The 18,345-nt window shown below is 64.1% G+C and carries 16 protein-coding genes; 8 read left to right on the top strand and 8 right to left on the bottom strand.

The genetic code is table 11. The features are described from left to right. The first annotated feature begins 1 nt into the window (after position 1). The 4 genes from NJ69_RS13125 to pcaC are packed head-to-tail and all read left to right on the top strand — an operon-like array spanning position 2 to position 3,868. The gene (locus tag NJ69_RS13125) at positions 2-1,291 is read left to right on the top strand and encodes an MFS family transporter (RefSeq protein WP_039579681.1); all 1,290 of its coding nucleotides are present in this window, start codon (positions 2-4) and stop codon (positions 1,289-1,291) included. A 9-nt stretch (positions 1,292-1,300) separates the two neighbouring features. Continuing rightward, positions 1,301-2,662 (top strand): 3-carboxy-cis,cis-muconate cycloisomerase, encoded by a 1,362-nt coding sequence (locus tag NJ69_RS13120; RefSeq protein WP_039579678.1) that lies wholly within the window; start codon positions 1,301-1,303, stop codon positions 2,660-2,662. An 11-nt stretch (positions 2,663-2,673) separates the two neighbouring features. Further along, positions 2,674-3,465, top strand: a complete 792-nt coding sequence (gene pcaD / locus NJ69_RS13115; protein ID WP_039579676.1) for a 3-oxoadipate enol-lactonase — start codon at positions 2,674-2,676, stop codon at positions 3,463-3,465. Between the two features lie 10 nt (positions 3,466-3,475). Continuing rightward, positions 3,476-3,868 carry a 4-carboxymuconolactone decarboxylase gene (gene pcaC / locus NJ69_RS13110; RefSeq protein WP_039579674.1) on the top strand — a complete coding sequence of 131 codons (393 nt, stop codon included), beginning with the start codon at positions 3,476-3,478 and terminating at the stop codon, positions 3,866-3,868. Positions 3,869-3,915: 47 nt separating this feature from the next. Here the strand turns inward: pcaC and NJ69_RS13105 are convergent, their stop codons facing one another. The 5 genes from NJ69_RS13105 to NJ69_RS13085 form a co-directional block, all read right to left on the bottom strand. Beyond that, entirely contained in the window at positions 3,916-4,440 is a 525-nt protein-coding gene (locus NJ69_RS13105; protein WP_039579671.1) for a DUF962 domain-containing protein, read from the bottom strand. Positions 4,441-4,544: 104 nt separating this feature from the next. Next, on the bottom strand, positions 4,545-5,798 hold the full coding sequence (locus NJ69_RS13100; protein ID WP_039579669.1) for an OprD family porin: 1,254 nt from the start codon (positions 5,796-5,798) through the stop codon (positions 4,545-4,547). Between the two features lie 306 nt (positions 5,799-6,104). After that, the gene (locus NJ69_RS13095) at positions 6,105-7,559 is read right to left on the bottom strand and encodes an AdeC/AdeK/OprM family multidrug efflux complex outer membrane factor (RefSeq protein ID WP_039579666.1); all 1,455 of its coding nucleotides are present in this window, start codon (positions 7,557-7,559) and stop codon (positions 6,105-6,107) included. Further along, complete coding sequence (gene ttgB, locus NJ69_RS13090) at positions 7,556-10,708, bottom strand: multidrug efflux RND transporter permease subunit TtgB (protein ID WP_039579664.1); 3,153 nt, start codon at positions 10,706-10,708, stop codon at positions 7,556-7,558. The genes NJ69_RS13095 and ttgB overlap by 4 nt, the downstream gene beginning before the upstream one ends. 3 nt (positions 10,709-10,711) lie before the next feature. Further along, the gene (locus NJ69_RS13085) at positions 10,712-11,866 is read right to left on the bottom strand and encodes an efflux RND transporter periplasmic adaptor subunit (RefSeq protein ID WP_039579661.1); all 1,155 of its coding nucleotides are present in this window, start codon (positions 11,864-11,866) and stop codon (positions 10,712-10,714) included. A gap of 253 nt (positions 11,867-12,119) precedes the next feature. Here NJ69_RS13085 and NJ69_RS13080 point away from each other — a divergent pair, with 253 nt between their 5' ends. Continuing rightward, positions 12,120-12,752: a TetR family transcriptional regulator gene (locus NJ69_RS13080; protein ID WP_029612890.1), complete on the top strand. Its 633-nt coding sequence runs from the start codon at positions 12,120-12,122 to the stop codon at positions 12,750-12,752. 71 nt (positions 12,753-12,823) lie between these two features. On the opposite strand, the gene NJ69_RS13075 is transcribed toward NJ69_RS13080, so the two are convergent. Next, complete coding sequence (locus NJ69_RS13075) at positions 12,824-14,278, bottom strand: MDR family MFS transporter (protein ID WP_039579658.1); 1,455 nt, start codon at positions 14,276-14,278, stop codon at positions 12,824-12,826. A 385-nt stretch (positions 14,279-14,663) separates the two neighbouring features. On the opposite strand from NJ69_RS13075, the gene NJ69_RS13070 reads away from it, so the two are divergent. Continuing rightward, positions 14,664-15,533: an isocitrate lyase/PEP mutase family protein gene (locus tag NJ69_RS13070; RefSeq protein WP_039579656.1), complete on the top strand. Its 870-nt coding sequence runs from the start codon at positions 14,664-14,666 to the stop codon at positions 15,531-15,533. A gap of 15 nt (positions 15,534-15,548) precedes the next feature. On the opposite strand, the gene NJ69_RS22770 is transcribed toward NJ69_RS13070, so the two are convergent. Both NJ69_RS22770 and NJ69_RS13065 read right to left on the bottom strand, forming a co-directional pair. Continuing rightward, a complete protein-coding gene (locus tag NJ69_RS22770) occupies positions 15,549-15,722 on the bottom strand; it encodes a hypothetical protein (RefSeq protein ID WP_167335972.1) in 174 nt (57 codons plus the stop codon). Positions 15,723-15,812: 90 nt separating this feature from the next. After that, positions 15,813-16,715 (bottom strand): LysR family transcriptional regulator, encoded by a 903-nt coding sequence (locus NJ69_RS13065; protein WP_039579653.1) that lies wholly within the window; start codon positions 16,713-16,715, stop codon positions 15,813-15,815. A gap of 104 nt (positions 16,716-16,819) precedes the next feature. On the opposite strand from NJ69_RS13065, the gene NJ69_RS13060 reads away from it, so the two are divergent. After that, positions 16,820-17,695, top strand: a complete 876-nt coding sequence (locus tag NJ69_RS13060; protein WP_039579650.1) for an MBL fold metallo-hydrolase — start codon at positions 16,820-16,822, stop codon at positions 17,693-17,695. A gap of 29 nt (positions 17,696-17,724) precedes the next feature. Next, entirely contained in the window at positions 17,725-18,339 is a 615-nt protein-coding gene (locus tag NJ69_RS13055) for an NAD(P)-dependent oxidoreductase (protein WP_029612883.1), read from the top strand. The last annotated feature ends 6 nt before the right edge of the window (positions 18,340-18,345 follow it).

The following is an 18,345-nucleotide window of genomic DNA, read 5'->3' as shown; positions in this document are numbered from 1 at the left end:
CATGACCTCAGTTCATTACACGGGCGAAGAGCGCAAAAGCCGCATCTTCGCTATCGTCGGTGCCTCCTCGGGCAATCTGGTGGAATGGTTCGACTTCTACGTCTACGCCTTCTGCGCCATCTATTTCGCCCCCGCCTTCTTCCCCTCGGACGATCCCACCGTTCAACTGCTCAACACCGCCGGCGTGTTCGCGGCGGGCTTTCTGATGCGACCGATCGGCGGCTGGATCTTCGGTCGCCTGGCCGACCGTCACGGACGCAAGCATTCGTTGATGATCTCGGTGCTGATGATGTGCGCCGGTTCCCTGCTGATCGCCTGTTTGCCGACCTACGCCAGCATCGGCGCCTGGGCCCCGGCGCTGCTGCTGTTCGCCCGCTTGGTGCAGGGCCTGTCGGTGGGCGGCGAGTACGGCACCACCGCGACCTACATGAGCGAGGTGGCGCTGCGCGGCCAACGCGGCTTCTTCGCCTCGTTCCAGTACGTCACCCTGATCGGCGGCCAATTGCTGGCGGTGCTGGTGGTGGTGATCCTGCAGCAACTGCTCAGCGATGAAGAGCTGCGCGCCTGGGGCTGGCGCATTCCGTTCGTGGTCGGCGCCGTCGCTGCGCTGATTTCGCTGATGCTGCGCCGTTCGCTCAAGGAAACCAGCAGCGCCGAGACCCGTCAGGACAAGGACGCCGGCAGCATCGCCGGGCTGTTCCGCAACCATACCGCCGCGTTCATCACGGTGCTGGGCTACACCGCGGGTGGCTCGCTGATTTTCTACACCTTCACCACCTACATGCAGAAGTATCTGGTCAACACGGCCGGCATGAACGCCAAGAGCGCGAGCTTCGTGATGACCGGCGCGCTGTTTCTGTTCATGATCCTGCAGCCACTGTTCGGCATGCTCTCCGACCGCATCGGTCGACGTAACTCGATGCTGTGGTTCGGTGCGTTGGGTACGCTGTTCACCGTGCCGCTGCTGATGGCGCTCAAAACCGTAAGCAGTCCGTTCATGGCGTTCGTGCTGGTGACCTTGGCACTGTGCATCGTCAGTTTCTACACCTCCATCAGCGGCCTGGTGAAGGCCGAGATGTTCCCGCCGCAGGTGCGTGCCCTTGGCGTCGGCCTGGCCTACGCGGTGGCCAATGCGGTGTTCGGCGGTTCCGCCGAGTACGTGGCCTTGGGTTTGAAGAGCCTGGGCATGGAGAACACTTTCTACTGGTACGTGACGGCAATGATGGCCATCGCCTTCCTGTTCAGCCTGCGCCTGCCCAAGCAGGCGGCGTACCTGCACCACGATCACTGAGGCGTTTCGATGAGTCAGGCGGATAACCAGCTGTTCGATCTTTACTTCACCACCCCGGCGATGCGCGCGATTTTCTCCGACCGAGGCCGGCTACAGGGCATGCTCGATTTCGAGGCGGCCCTGGCTCGCGCCGAGGCGAGTGTCGGGCTGGTACCGCACACGGCGGTGCCGGCCATCGAAGCCGCGTGCAAGGCCGAGCGCTACGATGTCCAGGCCCTGGCCCAGGCCATCGCGGTGGCCGGCAATTCGGCCATTCCGTTGGTCAAGGCGCTGGGCAAAGTGGTCGCCAGCGGTGTGTCCGAGGCCGAGCGTTACGTCCACTTAGGCGCCACCAGCCAGGACGCCATGGACACTGGCCTGGTACTGCAATTGCGTGACGCGCTGGACCTGATCGAAGTCGAGCTGGCTGGGTTGGCCGAGGCCCTGGCCCGGCAGGCCCTGCAGCATGCCGATACGCCGCTGGTGGGGCGCACCTGGCTGCAGCATGCAACGCCTGTGACCCTGGGCATGAAACTGGCCGGTGTCCTGGGTGCGCTGACGCGTCACCGCCAGCGCCTGCGCGAACTGCGCCCGCGCCTGACCTGCCTGCAGTTTGGTGGCGCCTCCGGCAGCCTGGCCGCGCTGGGCAGCAAGGCGCTGCCGGTGGCCGAAGCGCTGGCCGCGCAACTTCGCCTGAATTTGCCCGAACAGCCTTGGCACACCCAGCGCGATCGGCTGGTGGAGTTCGCCTCGGTGCTGGGCCTGATCGCCGGCAGCCTGGGTAAGTTCGGCCGCGACGTCAGCCTGCTGATGCAGACCGAGGCCGGTGAACTGTTCGAGCCTTCGGCGCCCGGCAAAGGCGGCTCCTCGACCATGCCGCACAAGCGCAATCCAGTAGGCGCGGCGGTGTTGATCGGCGCCGCGACCCGCGTGCCCGGCCTGCTCTCGACGCTGTTCGCCGCCATGCCCCAGGAGCACGAGCGTAGCCTTGGCTTGTGGCATGCCGAGTGGGAAACCCTGCCGGAGATCTGCTGCCTGGTGTCTGGCGCGCTGCAGCAGGCACGGCTGATCGCCGAGGGCATGGAGGTGGACGCCGAGCGCATGGGCCGCAACCTGGAACTGACCCAAGGTCTGGTGCTGGCCGAGGCGGTGAGCATCGTGCTGGCGCAACGCCTGGGGCGCGATACCGCCCACCATCTGCTGGAACAGTGCTGCCAGCGCGCCGTGGCCGAGGGGCGCCACCTGCGCGCCGTGCTCGGCGATGAGCGCCAGGTGACCGAGCAGCTCAGCGACGAAGAACTCGACCGTTTGCTCGATCCCGCCCACTACCTCGGTCAGGCCCGCGTCTGGGTGGCGCGCGCGGTGGCTGAACATCAACGTTTGACTGTCTGAAGGAGACCGCTGTGGCGCATTTGCAACTGCCCGATGGCGTACTGAACTACCGACTCGACGGCCCCGAGCATGCCCCGGTGCTGGTGTTGTCCAACTCGCTGGGCACCGACCTGCACATGTGGGACACCCAGATGCCGTTGTGGACCCAGCATTTTCGCGTGCTGCGCTACGACACCCGCGGCCACGGCGACTCGCAGGTCACCGAAGGCCCGTACAGCATCGAACAACTGGGCCGTGATGTGCTGGCCTTGCTCGATGGCCTGAACATCCAGCGCGCGCACTTCTGCGGCCTGTCGATGGGCGGGTTGATCGGCCAGTGGCTGGGCATTCATGCCGGTGAGCGCCTGCTGCGCCTGGTGGTGTGCAATACGGCGGCGAAGATCGGCTCGCCGGACACCTGGAACCCGCGCATCGAAACGGTGCTGCGAGACGGCGCGGCGGCCATGCGTGGCCTGCGCGATGCCTCCATCGAGCGCTGGTTCACGCCGGCGTGGTCGGCGGCCCATGCCGAGCAGGTTTCACGCATCACCGAGATGCTGGCCAGCACTTCGCCGCAAGGCTATGCGGCCAATTGCGCGGCCGTGCGCGATGCCGATTTCCGTGACCAGTTGGGCGCCATCGCGGTGCCGCTGCTGGTGATTTCCGGCGAAGCCGATGCGGTCACGCCACCGTCGGGCGGGCAGTTCATCCAGGCGCATGTCGCGGGCGCGCAGTACGCTGGCTTCCAGGCCGCGCACCTGTCCAACGTCGAGGTCGGCGAGCCGTTCAGCCGGCGCGTGCTCGACTTTCTGCTGGCCCGCTGAGGAGCGCCCGATGGACGAAAAACAACGCTACGACGCCGGCATGCATGTGCGCCGCGCGGTGCTGGGCGACGCCCACGTGGACCGCAGTCTGGAGAAGCTCAACGACTTCAACGGCGAGTTCCAGGAAATGATCACCCGGCACGCCTGGGGCGACATTTGGACCCGCCCAAGGCTGCCGCGCCACACCCGCAGCCTGATCACCATCGCCATGCTCATCGGCATGAACCGCAATGACGAACTCAAGCTGCACCTGCGCGCGGCCGCCAACAACGGCGTGACCCGTGAGGAAATCAAGGAAGTGCTGATGCAGAGCGCGATCTACTGCGGCATTCCGGCGGCCAATGCCACGTTCCACCTGGCCGAGTCGGTGTGGGACGAGCTGGGCGTCGAATCGCGCGAGTAGGGCGCAACGCCGGCCAGGCGTGCTTGCCAGCCGACGCCAGTGAACGGTTACGCCGCTGCGGGTTTGCGGCGTATCGCCACCGGCCCGGCGTTGGCCTCCACGGCGCGTTTCAGGTCGGGGCACAGGCCAAGCATGAAGGCCAATTCCGCCACCACGAACAGCGGCCCGATGATCAGGCCGCTCAGGTCGTCGACGAAGGCTGGCTTGCGTCCTTCGTAGGCGTGGCCGATGAACTGGATCATCCAGCCCACCACGAACAGGCCCAGGCCAATGCTCAGCCACAGGCCGGTCTGCTGTTGCGCCAGCCATTGCCCTGCCCACAGGCACAGCCCCAGCAACGCGCCCATGAGCAGCCCCCAGCGCAGGTCCAGGCGCAAGTAGAACCACACCGACGCCGCCGCGACCAGCAATGCCGGAGACAACCAGAGGCCCGCCACGCTCCAGCCGGGCCTGGACAACAGGATGCTGACCGCCAGCACGATCAGCGGAATGCCGACGAAGTGGGTGGTGATGTTGCGCGGGTCACGGTGGTAGGCCGCGTACTGACTCAGGTGTTCGACGAGGGTCTTCATGGTTGTGCCTCCATCAGGGCAGGGTCCCTTGTCGCCTTTCGGACAAGTGAGTGCTGCCCATCAGAATAGCCTGCTTGCGCCTCGCTGTAGCGATTTCGCGCCTGTCAGAGCAAGCTCAACGGATAGTTGATGATCAGACGGTTCTCGTCGAACGAGTTGGTGTTGAAGTCACGGCGCATGCTGGAGTTACGCCAGCGCAGCGAGAGGTCCTTGAAAGTGCCGGACTGGATGACGTAGGCCAGCTCGGTTTCCCGCGCCCATTCCTTGCCATCGGTGACCGTGCCGGTCTGTACGTTGTCGCCTTTGATGTAGCGGTTCATCAGGGTCAGCCCAGGGATCCCGACGGTGGCGAAGTTGAAGTCGTGACGGACCTGCCAGGAGCGCTCCTTGGCATTGTCGAAGCTGGCGTTGTAACTGTCGTTGGCCAGGGTGCCCCCGCTGGTGCCGTTGACCCGCATCCACTCGGTGTCGCCGCTGACCTTCTGCAGGCCGACATAGAACGTGTGGCCCTGGTAGCGCGCCGAGAGCATCGCCGACGCCGTGCGGTTGTCCAGACTGCCGGCGCGGGCGGCGCCGTCGTCCTTGCCGATGAAGTAGCCCAGGTTGGCGCCCAGGGTCCAGTCGCCCAGGGGTTGGTTGTGGATCAGGTTGAGGTACTGCTGCTGGTAGATGTCCTTGAGCTGGGCATGCCACAGCCCGACTTGGGTGCGCTTGTCGTTGAAGCTGTACTCGCCGCCGGCGAAGTTGAAGCGGTCGGAGGTGAAGCCAGGGCGGCTGAACAGCGCCATATCCTCCATGCTGGCATCATTGCGCGGGCTGTTGCCGCGGAACTGGCCGCCGTAGAGGGTCAGGCCGGCGATCTCCTTGGAGGTGATCTGACCGCCGCGGAACGTCTGCGGCAGCGAGCGGCCGTCGTCCGAACGCAGGATCGGCAATACCGGCATCCACTCACCGACTTTGAGTTCGGTTTGCGAAACCCGCGCCTTCAGCGCCACGCCCAGGCGACCGAAGTCATCCGCCGGTCGGCCATCGTCGTGCACCGGCAGCAGTTGCGTACCGGCCGTGCCTTTGCCGCCATCGAGTTTGAGCGAGTACAGCCCCAGCACATCGACACCGAAGCCGACGGTGCCTTGGGTGAAGCCCGAGCGGGCATCGAGGATGAAGCTTTGCGTCCATTCCTCGGCCTTGCCCTGAGCTCTGGCCGGATCGACGAAATTGCGGTTGATGTAGAAGTTGCGCAGGTTGAGAGTGGCCTTGGCATCCTCTGCGAAACCGCCGTCGTCAGCGAAGGCGGGCAGGGTGCAGGACAGGGCCAGAAGGCCCGGCAGCAACGGGCGTGCAGGTTGCAGAATGCTCATCTGTCTTGGATCTCTTGTTTTTATTGGGCGAGCCGAGGCCCTACGGGAGTGCCCATAGGTCGACGCTTTTCTTGAGAATTTGTGCAACGTTGCGTAGCCGATGGTGCGTGATGGGCTTGGCGCCAGGCAATTCGTGTCGAGCGGAACGGGGCGGTAATCGAACGTATTGTTGCGCTCCAGCGCGTCAGGGCATCGACGCGCAGACAGCGCTGCGGCGAACCGCTGTCATAGGCGGCAGGCGGTCGCTGACAACCGGGCAACAAAAAGCCCACCGCGAGGGTGGGCTCTGTGTCGAGGGCTGATCACTCAGCCCTTGGGCGCCTGCATCGAAGCCTGTTGATTGGCCTGACCGGTGCGCTCGTACCAGCCACCACCCAAGGCCTTGTACAGGTTGACCTCGCTGGTCAACTGCGACAGACGATCGCTGATCAGCGACTGCTGGGCACTGAACAGGTTGCGCTGGGCGTCGAGGAAGGTCAGGTTGCTGTCGATACCGATGCGGTAGCGGCGCTCGGCCAGGCGGTAGTAGTCCTGGTTGGCGGCCACCAGATCGCGCTGGGCCTGCAACTGTTCCTCGAAGGTCTTGCGTGCCGCCAGGCCATCGGAGACTTCCTGGAAGGCCGTCTGAATGGTCTTTTCGTACTTGGCGACGTTGATGTCCTTCTGGATCTTCGAGTAGTCCAGGCTGGCGCGCAGGCTGCCGGCATTGAAGATCGGCAGGTTGATCTGCGGCTGGAACAGCCAGGTGCCCGAGCCGCCCTTGAACAGGCCGCCCATGTCCGGGCTCAGGGTGCCAGCATTGGCGGTCAGGCTGATGCTCGGGAAGAACGCCGCGCGCGCCGCGCCGATGTTGGCGTTGGCGGCCTTGAGCTGGTGCTCGGCTTCCTGGATGTCAGGCCGGCGTTGCAACAGGTCCGACGGCAGGCCTGCCGGCACTTGGGCGAGCTGGTCGGCATCGAGCTTGAGCGGAGCCGGCAGATCGCTCGGCACGCCGGTACCCAGCAGCACGGTCAGGCTGTTGAGGTCCTGCGCCACCAGGCGTTGGTACTGCGACAGCTTGACCCGTGCGCCTTCGACGGCGGTGCGCGCCTGGCTCAGGTCGAGCGCTGACGCCACCCCCACCTCGTTGCTGCGACGGGTCAGGTTGAAGCTTTCTTCGTAGTTCTTCAGCGTGTCCTGGGTCAGCACCAGCAGCGCCTTATCGGCCTGCCAGGTGTAGTAGGCATTGGCCACGCTGGCCACCAGGCTGATTTGCGTGGAGCGCCGTGCCTGTTCGCTGGACAGGTAGATTTCCAGGGCCTGCTCGCTGAGGCTGCGTACGCGGCCGAACAGGTCCAGCTCGTAAGCGCTGACCCCGAGGGTCGCCGAGTACTGGCTGTTGATGTTCGAGCTGCCAGTCTGCGACATGTCCGCTGGCACCCGCTGGCGACTGCCGCTGCCGGTGGCCGACACCGCCGGGAACAGGTCGGCGCGCTGGATGCGGTACTGCGCACGGTAGGCGTCGATGTTCAACGCCGCCACGCGCAGGTCGCGGTTGTTGACCAGCGCGGTCTGGATCAGCTTCTGCAGCGCCGGGTCGTTGAAGAACTGGCGCCAGCCCTGCTCGGCGGCGGCCACGTCGGCCGACTCGGTCGGCGAGTAGGCCGGGCCTTGCGGCCATTGCGCGGGCACCGGAGCGTCCGGGGTCTTGTAATCGGGAATCAGCGAGCAGCCGCCGAGAATGAACGCGGTGACTGTCAGGGACAGCAAAGACTTGGTCATTGCCCAGCCTCATTACGTGGAGTTTCAGGGGTGAAGTCGTGTTCCGGCTCTTTGCTGCCGAACAGCGACGACACAGCGACGAAGAATAGCGGTACCCAGAAGATCGCCAGCACGGTTGCGCTGATCATGCCGCCGATCACGCCGGTACCGATGGCATGCTGACTGCCCGAGCCTGCGCCGCTGGCGATGGTCAACGGTACCACGCCGAGGATGAACGCCAGCGAGGTCATGATGATCGGGCGCAGACGCATGCGGCACGCCTCGATTGCCGCGTCGTACAGGCTCTTGCCCTGTTCGTGCAGCTCCTTGGCGAACTCGACGATCAGGATGGCGTTCTTCGCCGCCAGGCCGATCGTGGTCAGCAGGCCGACCAGGAAGTAGACGTCGTTGGAGAGGCCGCGCAAGCTGGTGGCGATCAGCGCACCGATGATGCCCAGGGGCACGACCAGGACCACGGCGATCGGAATCGACCAGCTTTCGTACAGCGCTGCCAGGCAGAGGAACACGAACAGCAGCGACAGGGCGAACAGCGCGGGCATCTGCGAGCCAGAGAGTTTTTCCTCGTAGGACATGCCGGTCCAGGAGAAGCCCACACCGCTTGGCAACTCGCCAATGATGCGTTCGACCTCGGCCATCGCCTCACCGGTGCTGTAGCCAGGCGCCGGTGCACCGAGCACCTCGACCGCTTCCACGCCGTTGTAGCGCGAGAGTTTCGGCGAGCCGTAGGTCCATTCACCCTTGGCGAAGGAGGAGAACGGCACCATTTCGCCCTTGCCGTTGCGCACGTACCACTTCTGCAGGTCTTCCGGGCTCATGCGGGCATTGGCTTCACCCTGGATGTACACCTTCTTGACCCGACCGCGATCGATGAAGTCGTTGACGTAGCTGCCGCCGAGGGCGATCGACAGGGTGTTGTTGATGTCGGCGATGGTCACGCCCAAAGCGCTGGCGCGTTCGTCGTCGACGATCAGTTGGTACTGCGGTTCATCGTTCAGGCCATTCGGGCGTACCCCGGCCAGGATCTTGCTCTGCGAGGCCTTGGCGAGGAACTGGTTGCGCGCTTCCATGAGTTTCTCGTGGCCGACACCAGCACGGTCCTGAAGGAAGACGTCGAAGCCGGTTGCGTTACCCAGCTCCAGTACCGCAGGCGGGGCGAAGGCGAATACCATCGCATCGCGGAAGCCGAAGAAGTGCTGCTGCGCACGGGTCGACAGATTGAAGACGCTGTTCTCCGACGAGCGCTCGCCCCAGGGCTTGAGCATGATGAAGGCCATGCCCGAGCTCTGGCCGCGGCCGGCGAAGTTGAAGCCGGTCACGGTGAACACCGACGACACGGTGTCGGCTTCGTCCTTGAGCAGGTACTCGCGCATCTGGTCGACCACCGCCTGGGTGCGCTCGGCACTGGAGCCGGCCGGCGTCTGCACCTGGGCGAACAGCACGCCCTGGTCTTCTTCGGGCAGGAATGCGGTGGGGATGCGCATGAACAGCCAGATCATGCCCACCACGATCAACACGTAGGCCAACAGGAACGGGATCTTGTTGCGCAGGATGCCGCCGACGCTGCGTTCATAGCCTTGTACGCTGCGATCGAAGTTGCGGTTGAACCAACCGAAGAATCCACCCTTGGCGGTATGGTGCTCGCCTTTTTTCAGCGGCTTGAGCATGGTTGCGCACAGCGCCGGGGTGAAGACCAGTGCCACCAGCACCGACAGGCCCATGGCCGAGACGATGGTGATGGAGAACTGCCGGTAGATCACCCCGGTGGAACCGCCGAAGAAGGCCATGGGCAGCAGTACCGCCGACAGCACCAGGGCGATACCCACCAGGGCGCCCTGGATCTGCTCCATCGAGCGTTTGGTCGCCTCCTTGGGCGGCAACCCTTCCTCGGACATCACCCGCTCGACGTTTTCCACCACGACGATGGCGTCGTCCACCAGCAAGCCGATGGCCAGCACCATGGCGAACATGGTCAGCGTGTTGATGCTGAAACCCGCTGCGGCAAGGATGCCGAAGGTGCCCAGCAGGACCACCGGTACGGTCATCGTGGTGATGATGGTGGCGCGGAAGTTCTGCAGGAACAGGTACATCACCAGGAACACCAGCACCACCGCTTCGATCAGGGTGTGGATCACGCCGCTGATCGATTCGGTGACCACCGGGGTGGTGTCATACGGGAACACCGCCTTGACCCCTGGCGGGAAGAAAGGCTCCAGGTCCTGCACGGTCTTGCGCAGCGCTTTGGCGGTATCCAGGGCGTTTGCGCCAGTAGCCAGCTTGACTGCCAATCCGGAGGCCGGCTTGCCATTGAACTGGGCGCTGACGGCATAGTTTTCGCCGCCCAGGCCAACCTTGGCCACGTCACCCAGGCGCACCTGCGAACCGTCGTTGTTGACCTTCAGCAGGATCTTCTCGAACTGCTCGGCGGTCTGCAGGCGGGTCTTGCCGATGATGGTCGCGTTGAGCTGGGTGCCAGGCATGGCAGGCAGGCCGCCCAGTTGCCCTGAGGACACCTGGACGTTCTGCGCGGTCACGGCCGTGCGCACGTCCACCGGGGTCATCTGGTATTTGTTGAGCTTGGCCGGGTCGAGCCAGATACGCATGGCGTACTGTGCACCGAACACCTGGAAGTCACCGACACCGGCGGTACGCGAGATCGGATCCTGCATGTTGGAGACGATGTAGTTGGCCAGGTCGTCCTTGGTCATGCTGCCGTCTTCGGACACCAGGCCGATCACCAGCAGGAAGTTCTTCACCGCCTTGGTGACGCGGATACCTTGCTGTTGTACTTCCTGTGGCAGCAGGGGCGTGGCCAGGTTCAGCTTGTTCTGCACCTGGACCTGCGCCGTGTCGGCGTTGGTGCCCTGCTCGAACGTCGCGGTGATGGTCATGCTGCCGTCGGAGTTGCTCTCCGAGGACACGTAACGCAGGTTGTCGATGCCGTTGAGCTGCTGCTCGATGACCTGCACCACGGTGTCCTGCACGGTCTGCGCGGAGGCGCCGGGGTAGGTCACGGCGATGGCGATGGCCGGCGGCGCGATGCTGGGGTATTGGTTGATCGGCAGCTTGAGGATTGCCAGGGCCCCGACCAGCATGATCACCAAGGCGATCACCCAGGCGAAGATCGGGCGATCGATAAAGAACTTCGACATGGTTTACTCCGCTTTGGCGTCTGCTTTCGCCGAGTTGGGCTGGTCAGGGCTGCCCGGCTTCTTGACGTTGGTGGCCTCGCTGACCTTGACCTCGGCACCTGGACGCACGTACTGCAGACCTTCGGTGATCAGGCGGTCGCCTGCCTTCAGGCCGTCCTCGACCAACCACTCGTTGCCCAAGGTGCGGGTTGCCTTGAGCTGGCGCAGTTCGACCTTGTTGTCCTGGTTCACCACCAGCGCGGTGGCCGCGCCCTTGAGGTCGCGGGTCACCCCTTGCTGGGGCGCCAGGATCGCATTGGCGTTGACCCCAGCCTGCAGGCGCGCATGCACGAACATGCCTGGCAGCAGCGTGTGGTCCGGGTTGGGGAAGACGGCGCGCAGGGTCACGGAACCGGTGGACTCGTCGACCGAGACCTCGGAAAACTCCAGGCGACCTTCGCGCGCGAACGTGCTGCCATCTTCGAGAATCAGCTGGACCTTGGCGGCGTTCTCGCCGGCTTTCTGCAACTGCCCGCTCTCCAGGTCGCGGCGCAGCTTGAGCAGTTCCGCGGTGGACTGGGTAACGTCGACGTAGATCGGGTCGAGTTGCTGGATAGTGGCCAGGGCATTGCTCTGGCCATTGCTCACCAGCGCGCCTTCAGTGACCGCCGAGCGCCCGATGCGGCCACTGATCGGTGCCAGTACCTTGGTGTAGCGCAGGTCGATCTGCGCGCTCTTGAGCGTGGCCTCGGCCTGCAGACGCTTGGCATTGGCGTCGTCGTATTCCTGCTTGGACACCGCCTGCTCATCGATCAACTGCTTGTAGCGACCGGCCAGCGAGCGCGTGGCCTGCAGGTTGGCCTGGGCATTGCCCAGGTTGGCTTCGTACACCGCAGGGTCGATCTGGTAGAGCTGCTGCCCTTCCTTGACGTCGCTGCCTTCCTTGAACAGGCGCTTGAGAATGATGCCGTTGACCTGTGGCCGAACTTCGGCCACGCGGTAGGCGCTGGTACGCCCCGGCAGTTCCGATGTCAGGGTGAAGGCTTGGGGCTGCAAGGTGACGACGCCGACCTGAGGCGTCTGCGCGGCAGGCGGGGCCTCTTCTTTCTTGCAGCCACTGAGCAGGGTGGCCAAGGCGACGGCGGATACCAGGGCGGTAACGGCTGGCTTGAAGTGCATGAGGATCCTCGGGTCGCAGGAGCAGGGGGAGCTCAAGAATAGTGGAAGAGTGTTGTCAGAAAAAACGCTATCCGGTGGATAAGTAGCTTACTAACGAATATACTTACATTCATGGTTGTTTGTAAATAGCGCGGTGGTGGTATCAGGCTACTACCGCAATACGTAATCAATGCATTCGGGACCCGCCCTGCAGAGGCGCGCCCGGTACAACCCGCGCGCCCATCGCGTGGGGTTCTGATGAGGTTGAGCTGCCATGGTTCGTCGTACCAAAGAGGAAGCACAGGAGACTCGCGCGCAGATCATCGACGCGGCCGAGCGCGCCTTCTACAAGCGTGGCGTCGCTCGTACCACTCTGGCCGATATCGCCGAGATCGCCGGCGTGACCCGCGGTGCGATCTACTGGCACTTCAGCAACAAAGCCGACCTGGTGCAGGCGCTGCTCGACAGCCTGCACGAAACCCATGACCACCTGGCACGCGCTGGCGAGAGCGAGGACGAACCCGACCCGCTCGGCTGCATGCGCAAACTGCTGGTGCAAGTGTTCAGCGAGCTGGTGCTCGACGCCCGGACCCGGCGCATCAATGAGATCTTGCATCACAAGTGCGAGTTCACCGATGAAATGTGTGAAATCCGCCAGCAACGGCAGCAGGCTGTCGCCGAATGCCACGATGGCATCAGCAGAACCTTGGCCAATGCCGCTCGGCGCGGCCAGTTACCCGTCGATCTGGATACCGAGCGGGCGGCCATCGCCATGTTTGCCTACATCGACGGTCTGATCGGGCGCTGGCTGCTACTGCCGGACAGCTTCGAGCTGTTGCGCGATGCGGACAAATGGGTCGATGCAGGGCTGGATATGCTGCGCTTGAGCCCCGCGCTGCGCAAATAAGACTTTGTGAAGCTTTGTGAGGAAGTCTTTCCCCGCAGGATTAACGGGAGATTATCGATCCTGATGCGCTCTCAGTCATGACCGCGCAGCTGTCGATCCGGCAATACCAGCGCCGCGACCAGCCCCAGCACCGCGACCCCTGCACTGGCCAGCAGCAGATAGCTGAATGTCTGCGTCAGGTGCGCCTGATTCGACGCATCGGCCACGCTACCTTGGAGGCTGCCGAGCAAAGGATTACCGACGCTGTGCAATCCGCCGACCTGCAACAGCGCCAGCAACAGGCTGGACATGCAGGCTACGCCCATTGCACCGCCTAACGAGCGGAACAGATTGGTGGTGCTGGTGGCCACGCCGATGTCCTTGATGTCCACCGCGCTCTGCGTGCCCACCAGCGAAGTGGGAAACTGCAATCCGCAGGCGATGCCGGTCAGCAGCATGAACGCCCCGCTCAGCCAGGCGGACTGCGGCGCGGTCAGGGCCATGCCGACGATCGCCAGCGGCATCAGTACCGCGCCAGCCAGAATCTGCGGTTTATAGCGTCCGGTGAGGCTGGTAAGGCGGCCGCCGGTGAACGCCCCCAGCGGCAGTCCCATGGCTAGAGGCAATAGATGCAGTGCTGCGCTGTCGGCCCCGGCCCCCGTAATGCTCTGCAAGCGCAGCGGCATGAGCATGGTTAAAGAAATCGACTGGAAGCTGGCGAAGAAAATCACGCACCAGCACAACACCGCCACCCGATTGCCGAACAGTTTCAAGGGCAACAGCGGCTCAGGGCAGCGCCGTTCATGGGCGATGAACAGTGACACGCCCAGCGCTGCGCAGCCGAACAGGGCCAGCACCGCCGGTGCGGTCCAGGCTGCGCCCTGGCCGACCAGGGTGATGCCCAGCAGCAGGCTGCCCAGCCCGATGGTGAGCAACAGCGCGCCGAGGTAGTCGACCTGCGCCTGCCGCCGTCTGACCGGCATTTCCTGCAACGCGCGGCGGATCACCCACCAGGCGCACACGCCCAGCGGCAGGTTGATCCAGAACACCCAGCGCCACGACAGATACGCGGTGAGCCAGCCGCCCAGCACCGGGCCAGCCACGCTGGCCAGCGCATACATGCTGCTGAAGTAGCCTTGATAGCGCCCGCGTTCACGCGGCGGCACGAAGTCGCCAATGATCGCCTGGCTCACCGAGACCATGCCGCCTGCGCCGATGCCTTGCAGCACGCGCGCCAGCACCAGTTGCTCCATGTTCTGCGCCAGGGCACAGCCGATCGAGGCCAGGGTGAACACGGCGGTGCCGGTGAGGATCATCCGGCGCCGACCATACAGGTCGCCGAGCTTGCCGTAGATGGGCACCGCCACGGTCATGGCCACCATGTAGCCGGAAATCACCCAGGCCAGCAGGCCCACGTCGTTGAACTGCGCGGAAATGGCGGGCAGGGAAACAGCGACGATGGTCTGGTCCAGGGCACCGAGAAGAATCGCCAGCATCAGCGCGCTGAGCACGCTGCGCAAGACGGCGGGGGGCAGGGCGGCGGTCACGGTTCACACCTTCTGGTCGGGTGATGAAGAAAAGCGCGTCGCCAGCCTTCATGAAAAGTGCGTGGCCGTGGCGAGCGTGTCGCAAAGTGTAACCTGAGTTAGGTAGCTTCCTATGTACTACCTGCATCGCCTATGCGCGATCGGCATACCTGCTTTCACCCGGAGTATCAGGGCAGCGTGATATCGTGGGCGATCAAAGCAGCCGAAATACACTGGATTGCACCCATTTGGTGCACATTGCTCCAGGTTTCCGCATCGCCGTATTCCCACGCCGTCTATTCCACTCTCTGCATGGTGCCTGTGATCATCGTCACACCCGGCAACGTGTTTCCCGGCAGGAGTCGGTAGTCAGCCAGTTCGAATTCCATCTTCATGCGGAGTGACCATGCCCAAAGCGTCCCACCAAGATCTGCGTTTTGCCTTTCGCGAACTCCTCGCCTCAGGTTCGTGCTATCACACAGCGTCCGTGTTCGATCCCATGTCTGCGCGCATCGCCGCCGACCTGGGCTTCGAGGTCGGCATCCTCGGTGGTTCCGTCGCCTCGTTGCAGGTACTGGCCGCGCCTGACTTCGCCCTCATCACCCTCAGCGAATTCGTCGAGCAGGCCACCCGCATCGGCCGCGTCGCTCAACTGCCAGTGCTGGCCGACGCCGACCACGGCTACGGCAATGCGTTGAATGTGATGCGCACGGTCACTGAGCTGGAGCGTGCCGGTGTCGCTGCGCTGACCATCGAAGACACCCTGCTGCCGGCCCAATTCGGTCGCAAGTCCACCGACCTGATTTCCGTGGAAGAGGGCGTTGGCAAGATTCGTGCGGCGCTCGAAGCGCGGGTCGACACCTCGCTGTCGATCATCGCCCGTACCAATGCCGGGGTACTGAGCACCGAAGAAATCATCTTCCGCACCCAGAGCTACCAGAAGGCGGGTGCCGATGGCATCTGCATGGTTGGCGTGAAGGATTTCGAGCAACTGGAGCAGATCAGCCAGCACCTGAGCGTGCCGCTGATGCTGGTCAGCTACGGCAACCCCAATCTGCGCGACGACGAGCGCCTGGCGCGCCTGGGCGTGCGCATCGTGGTGGACGGTCACGCGGCGTACTTCGCTGCCATCAAGGCAACCTACGACTGCCTGCGCCTGCAGCGCGGCCAGCAGAACAAGTCCGAGAACCTCAGCGCCACCGAGCTTTCGCACACCTATACGCAGCCCGAGGATTACATCCGCTGGGCCAAGGAGTACATGAGCGTCGAGGAGTGAGCGGCAACTGCCGCGCTACCTGAGGGCGCTCAAGGTCGCGGTGTGCGGTATGCAGTGTGCGTGGCTGCAACTGGCTGCGCTAGCGGGCTGGCTGCGCAGCCGTTCGACGCGCCAATAGGCCGAGGCGTAAAGCCCGGCCACGGCCACCAGGGCCAGGACGATGACGCAGCGTCTGGATTTGATGCCCATCTTGTCGACCTCCTGCAATGCTTACAGGGATACCTGCAAGCATAGGTCAGATGAGCACTGCCACTCCTGCTGAATGATCCTGTATTCAGCTCAGTCGCAGTCCCATTCCGAGTCGTCGCCGAAGCGTTGCGCAAGGAAGTCCAGCATGCTGCGCAAGGTCGCCGGCATGTGCTTGCGCGAGGTGTACACCGCATGCAGGTTCAGCTCCCGTGGACGCGCCAGCGGCAGCACATTGACCAGTTCGCCGCTGCGTAAGGCCGAGGCGGCCTGATAGGTGGGCAGCATGGCGATGCCCGCACCCGCCTGCGCCGCCCGCTGCAAGGTCAGTGCCTCGTTGGCGCTGATGTTGCCTTGCACGGGCACCGCCACCGACTCCCCGTTCACCTCGAAATGCCACACACCATGGCCGAAGTAGGCATGGGTCAGGCAATTGTGCGCGGCCAGATCCTCGACCTGCTGGGGTACGCCGTGGGCGCTGAGATAGGCGGGGCTGGCGCAGACCACCGAGCGGCAGACGGTCAGGCGTCGTGCGATCAGGTTGGGGTCCAGGTCATTGCTGGTGCGGATGGCCAGGTCGATGCGCTCTTCGATCAGATTGACCGTACGGTCAAGCATCTGCAGTTCCACCTTCACCCCGGGATAACGCTGCACATAGTCGGCGACTGCGTCGGCCAGTTGCGCGTAGCCGAACGAGGTACTGACGCTGATGCGCAGCTCGCCACGGGGGGCTTCGTCGGGCTGACGCACGGCGCTTTGCAGATCCCCCGCCAACTCCAGCATGTGCCGGCAGCGCGGCAGGGTTTCCTGGCCCGCCGCCGTCAGGCTCAGCTTGCGCGTGGTGCGTTGCATCAGGCGGGCGCCGACCCAGGTCTCCAGTTCGGCCAGGTAACGCGAGACGACCGGCCTGGACAGTTGCAAATACTCCGCAGCCGCCGATTGGCTGCCGAGATCGACGACATTGACGAACACCCGCATGGCGGTAAGACGGTCCATGATTCGCTCGATTTTAGAAACAAACTATGTCCAAGCATCGCATTTTTTGTAACGAATTGGGCAACTAAGCTGTGCGCAATCCTTCTCATTCACAGGATCTTCGCATGTCCGTTCTTTCCTTCCTCCGCGCCCTGCTGTTGGCCTGCGCCGCCTTGACTGGGTACGCCCAGGCCGGACCAGCCCTGCAACTGGACGTCTATAACCCCGGCCACGATGGACTGTTTCCGGTCAGCTCGGTGATCGTCAGCGGTGCACACGACGCGGTGCTGATCGACGCCCAATTCGGCAAGTCGCAGGCCGAGCAGGTGGTGCAGCGACTGCGCGCCAGCGGTAAGCGCCTGACCACCATCTACATCAGCCATGGCGATCCGGACTACTACTTCGGTCTCGACACCCTGACGCGCGCCTTCCCCAAGGCCAAGGTGGTAGCCTCCGCCGCTACCGTTGCGCACATCCGCCAGACCCGAGAAGCCAAGCTCGCTTACTGGGGTCCGCAGATGGGCAACGACAAGCCTGCGAAACTGATCGTGCCGCACGTGCTGCAAGGCGATCGCCTGGAACTGGAAGGTCAGACCTTGCAAGTGATGGGCCTGGATGGGCCGCAGCCGGACCGCAGTTTCGTGTGGATTCCTTCGATCAAAGCGGTGGTCGGCGGTGTGGTGGTGTCCGAGGGCATCCATGTATGGATGGCCGACACCCAGTCAGCCCAATCCCACACCGACTGGCTGGCGACCCTGGCGCACATCGAGCACCTGGCGCCGCGTACGGTGATCCCTGGCCATTACCTGGGACAGGGCAGTCGCTCGCTGGAGGCCGTGCGCTTCACGGCCGATTACATCCGCGCCTTCGACAGCGAAACCGCCAAGGCTACCGATGCGGCGACGCTGATCACAGCCATGAAGCAGCGCTATCCGAACCTGGCCGATGAAAGCTCGCTCGAGCTCAGCGCCAAGGTCGCGAAAGGTGAAATGAAGTGGTAACCCCTTACAACCTTGATGGAGTGTTTCCCATGAGCAAGATCGCAATCATCGGTGCCACCGGCCGCGCCGGCAGCCAGTTGCTGGAAGAGGCCGTGCGCCGGGGCCATCAGGTGGTCGCCATCGCCCGCGACCCGTCGTCGCTGCAAGGACGTCCAGGCGTCACGGTCAAGGCGCTGGACGCCAAGGACGGTGACGCACTGCAAGCGGCCGTCAGCGGCGTCGATGCGGTGTTGAGTGCCGCGCATTTCTCCACCCTCGAACCCCAGGCAATCATCGGCCCGGTCAAGCGCGCCGGGGTCAAGCGCCTGCTGGTGGTCGGCGGTGCCGGTAGTTTGCTGCTGCCGTCCGGGCAACGGGTGATCGACAGCCCTGACTTTCCGGACGCCTACAAGGCCGAAGCGAGTGCCGGGGTACGCTTTCTCGACGCACTGCGCCAAGCGTCGGAGCTGGACTGGACCTTCCTCTCGCCCTCGGCCGAATTCGTCGAAGGCGAGCGCAGCGGGCGCTACACCTTGGGCCTGGACCATCTGCTGATCGGCGCCGACGGCAGGAGCTGGATCACCTTCGCCGACTATGCCATCGCCCTGATCGACGAGCTGGAGAAGCCGGCCCATTCGCGTCAGCGTTTCACCGTCGGTTACTGATTCGCC

The sequence above is a fragment of the Pseudomonas parafulva genome, from assembly GCF_000800255.1.
Lineage (GTDB): Bacteria > Pseudomonadota > Gammaproteobacteria > Pseudomonadales > Pseudomonadaceae > Aquipseudomonas > Aquipseudomonas boreofloridensis.
This window is presented reverse-complemented; position numbering and strand designations above follow the sequence as displayed.

Excerpts from the sequence above, each read along its gene's own strand:
- NJ69_RS13125 (WP_039579681.1), top strand. The coding sequence starts at position 2 with ATGACCTCAGTTCATTACACGGGCGAAGAGCGCAAAAGCCGCATCTTC.
- NJ69_RS13120 (WP_039579678.1), top strand. The coding sequence starts at position 1,301 with ATGAGTCAGGCGGATAACCAGCTGTTCGATCTTTACTTCACCACCCCG.
- pcaC (WP_039579674.1), top strand. The coding sequence starts at position 3,476 with ATGGACGAAAAACAACGCTACGACGCCGGCATGCATGTGCGCCGCGCG.
- NJ69_RS13105 (WP_039579671.1), bottom strand. The coding sequence starts at position 4,440 with ATGAAGACCCTCGTCGAACACCTGAGTCAGTACGCGGCCTACCACCGT.
- NJ69_RS13100 (WP_039579669.1), bottom strand. The coding sequence starts at position 5,798 with ATGAGCATTCTGCAACCTGCACGCCCGTTGCTGCCGGGCCTTCTGGCC.
- NJ69_RS13095 (WP_039579666.1), bottom strand. The coding sequence starts at position 7,559 with ATGACCAAGTCTTTGCTGTCCCTGACAGTCACCGCGTTCATTCTCGGC.
- ttgB (WP_039579664.1), bottom strand. The coding sequence starts at position 10,708 with ATGTCGAAGTTCTTTATCGATCGCCCGATCTTCGCCTGGGTGATCGCC.
- NJ69_RS13085 (WP_039579661.1), bottom strand. The coding sequence starts at position 11,866 with ATGCACTTCAAGCCAGCCGTTACCGCCCTGGTATCCGCCGTCGCCTTG.
- NJ69_RS13080 (WP_029612890.1), top strand. The coding sequence starts at position 12,120 with ATGGTTCGTCGTACCAAAGAGGAAGCACAGGAGACTCGCGCGCAGATC.
- NJ69_RS13070 (WP_039579656.1), top strand. The coding sequence starts at position 14,664 with ATGCCCAAAGCGTCCCACCAAGATCTGCGTTTTGCCTTTCGCGAACTC.
- NJ69_RS22770 (WP_167335972.1), bottom strand. The coding sequence starts at position 15,722 with ATGGGCATCAAATCCAGACGCTGCGTCATCGTCCTGGCCCTGGTGGCC.
- NJ69_RS13065 (WP_039579653.1), bottom strand. The coding sequence starts at position 16,715 with ATGGACCGTCTTACCGCCATGCGGGTGTTCGTCAATGTCGTCGATCTC.
- NJ69_RS13060 (WP_039579650.1), top strand. The coding sequence starts at position 16,820 with ATGTCCGTTCTTTCCTTCCTCCGCGCCCTGCTGTTGGCCTGCGCCGCC.
- NJ69_RS13055 (WP_029612883.1), top strand. The coding sequence starts at position 17,725 with ATGAGCAAGATCGCAATCATCGGTGCCACCGGCCGCGCCGGCAGCCAG.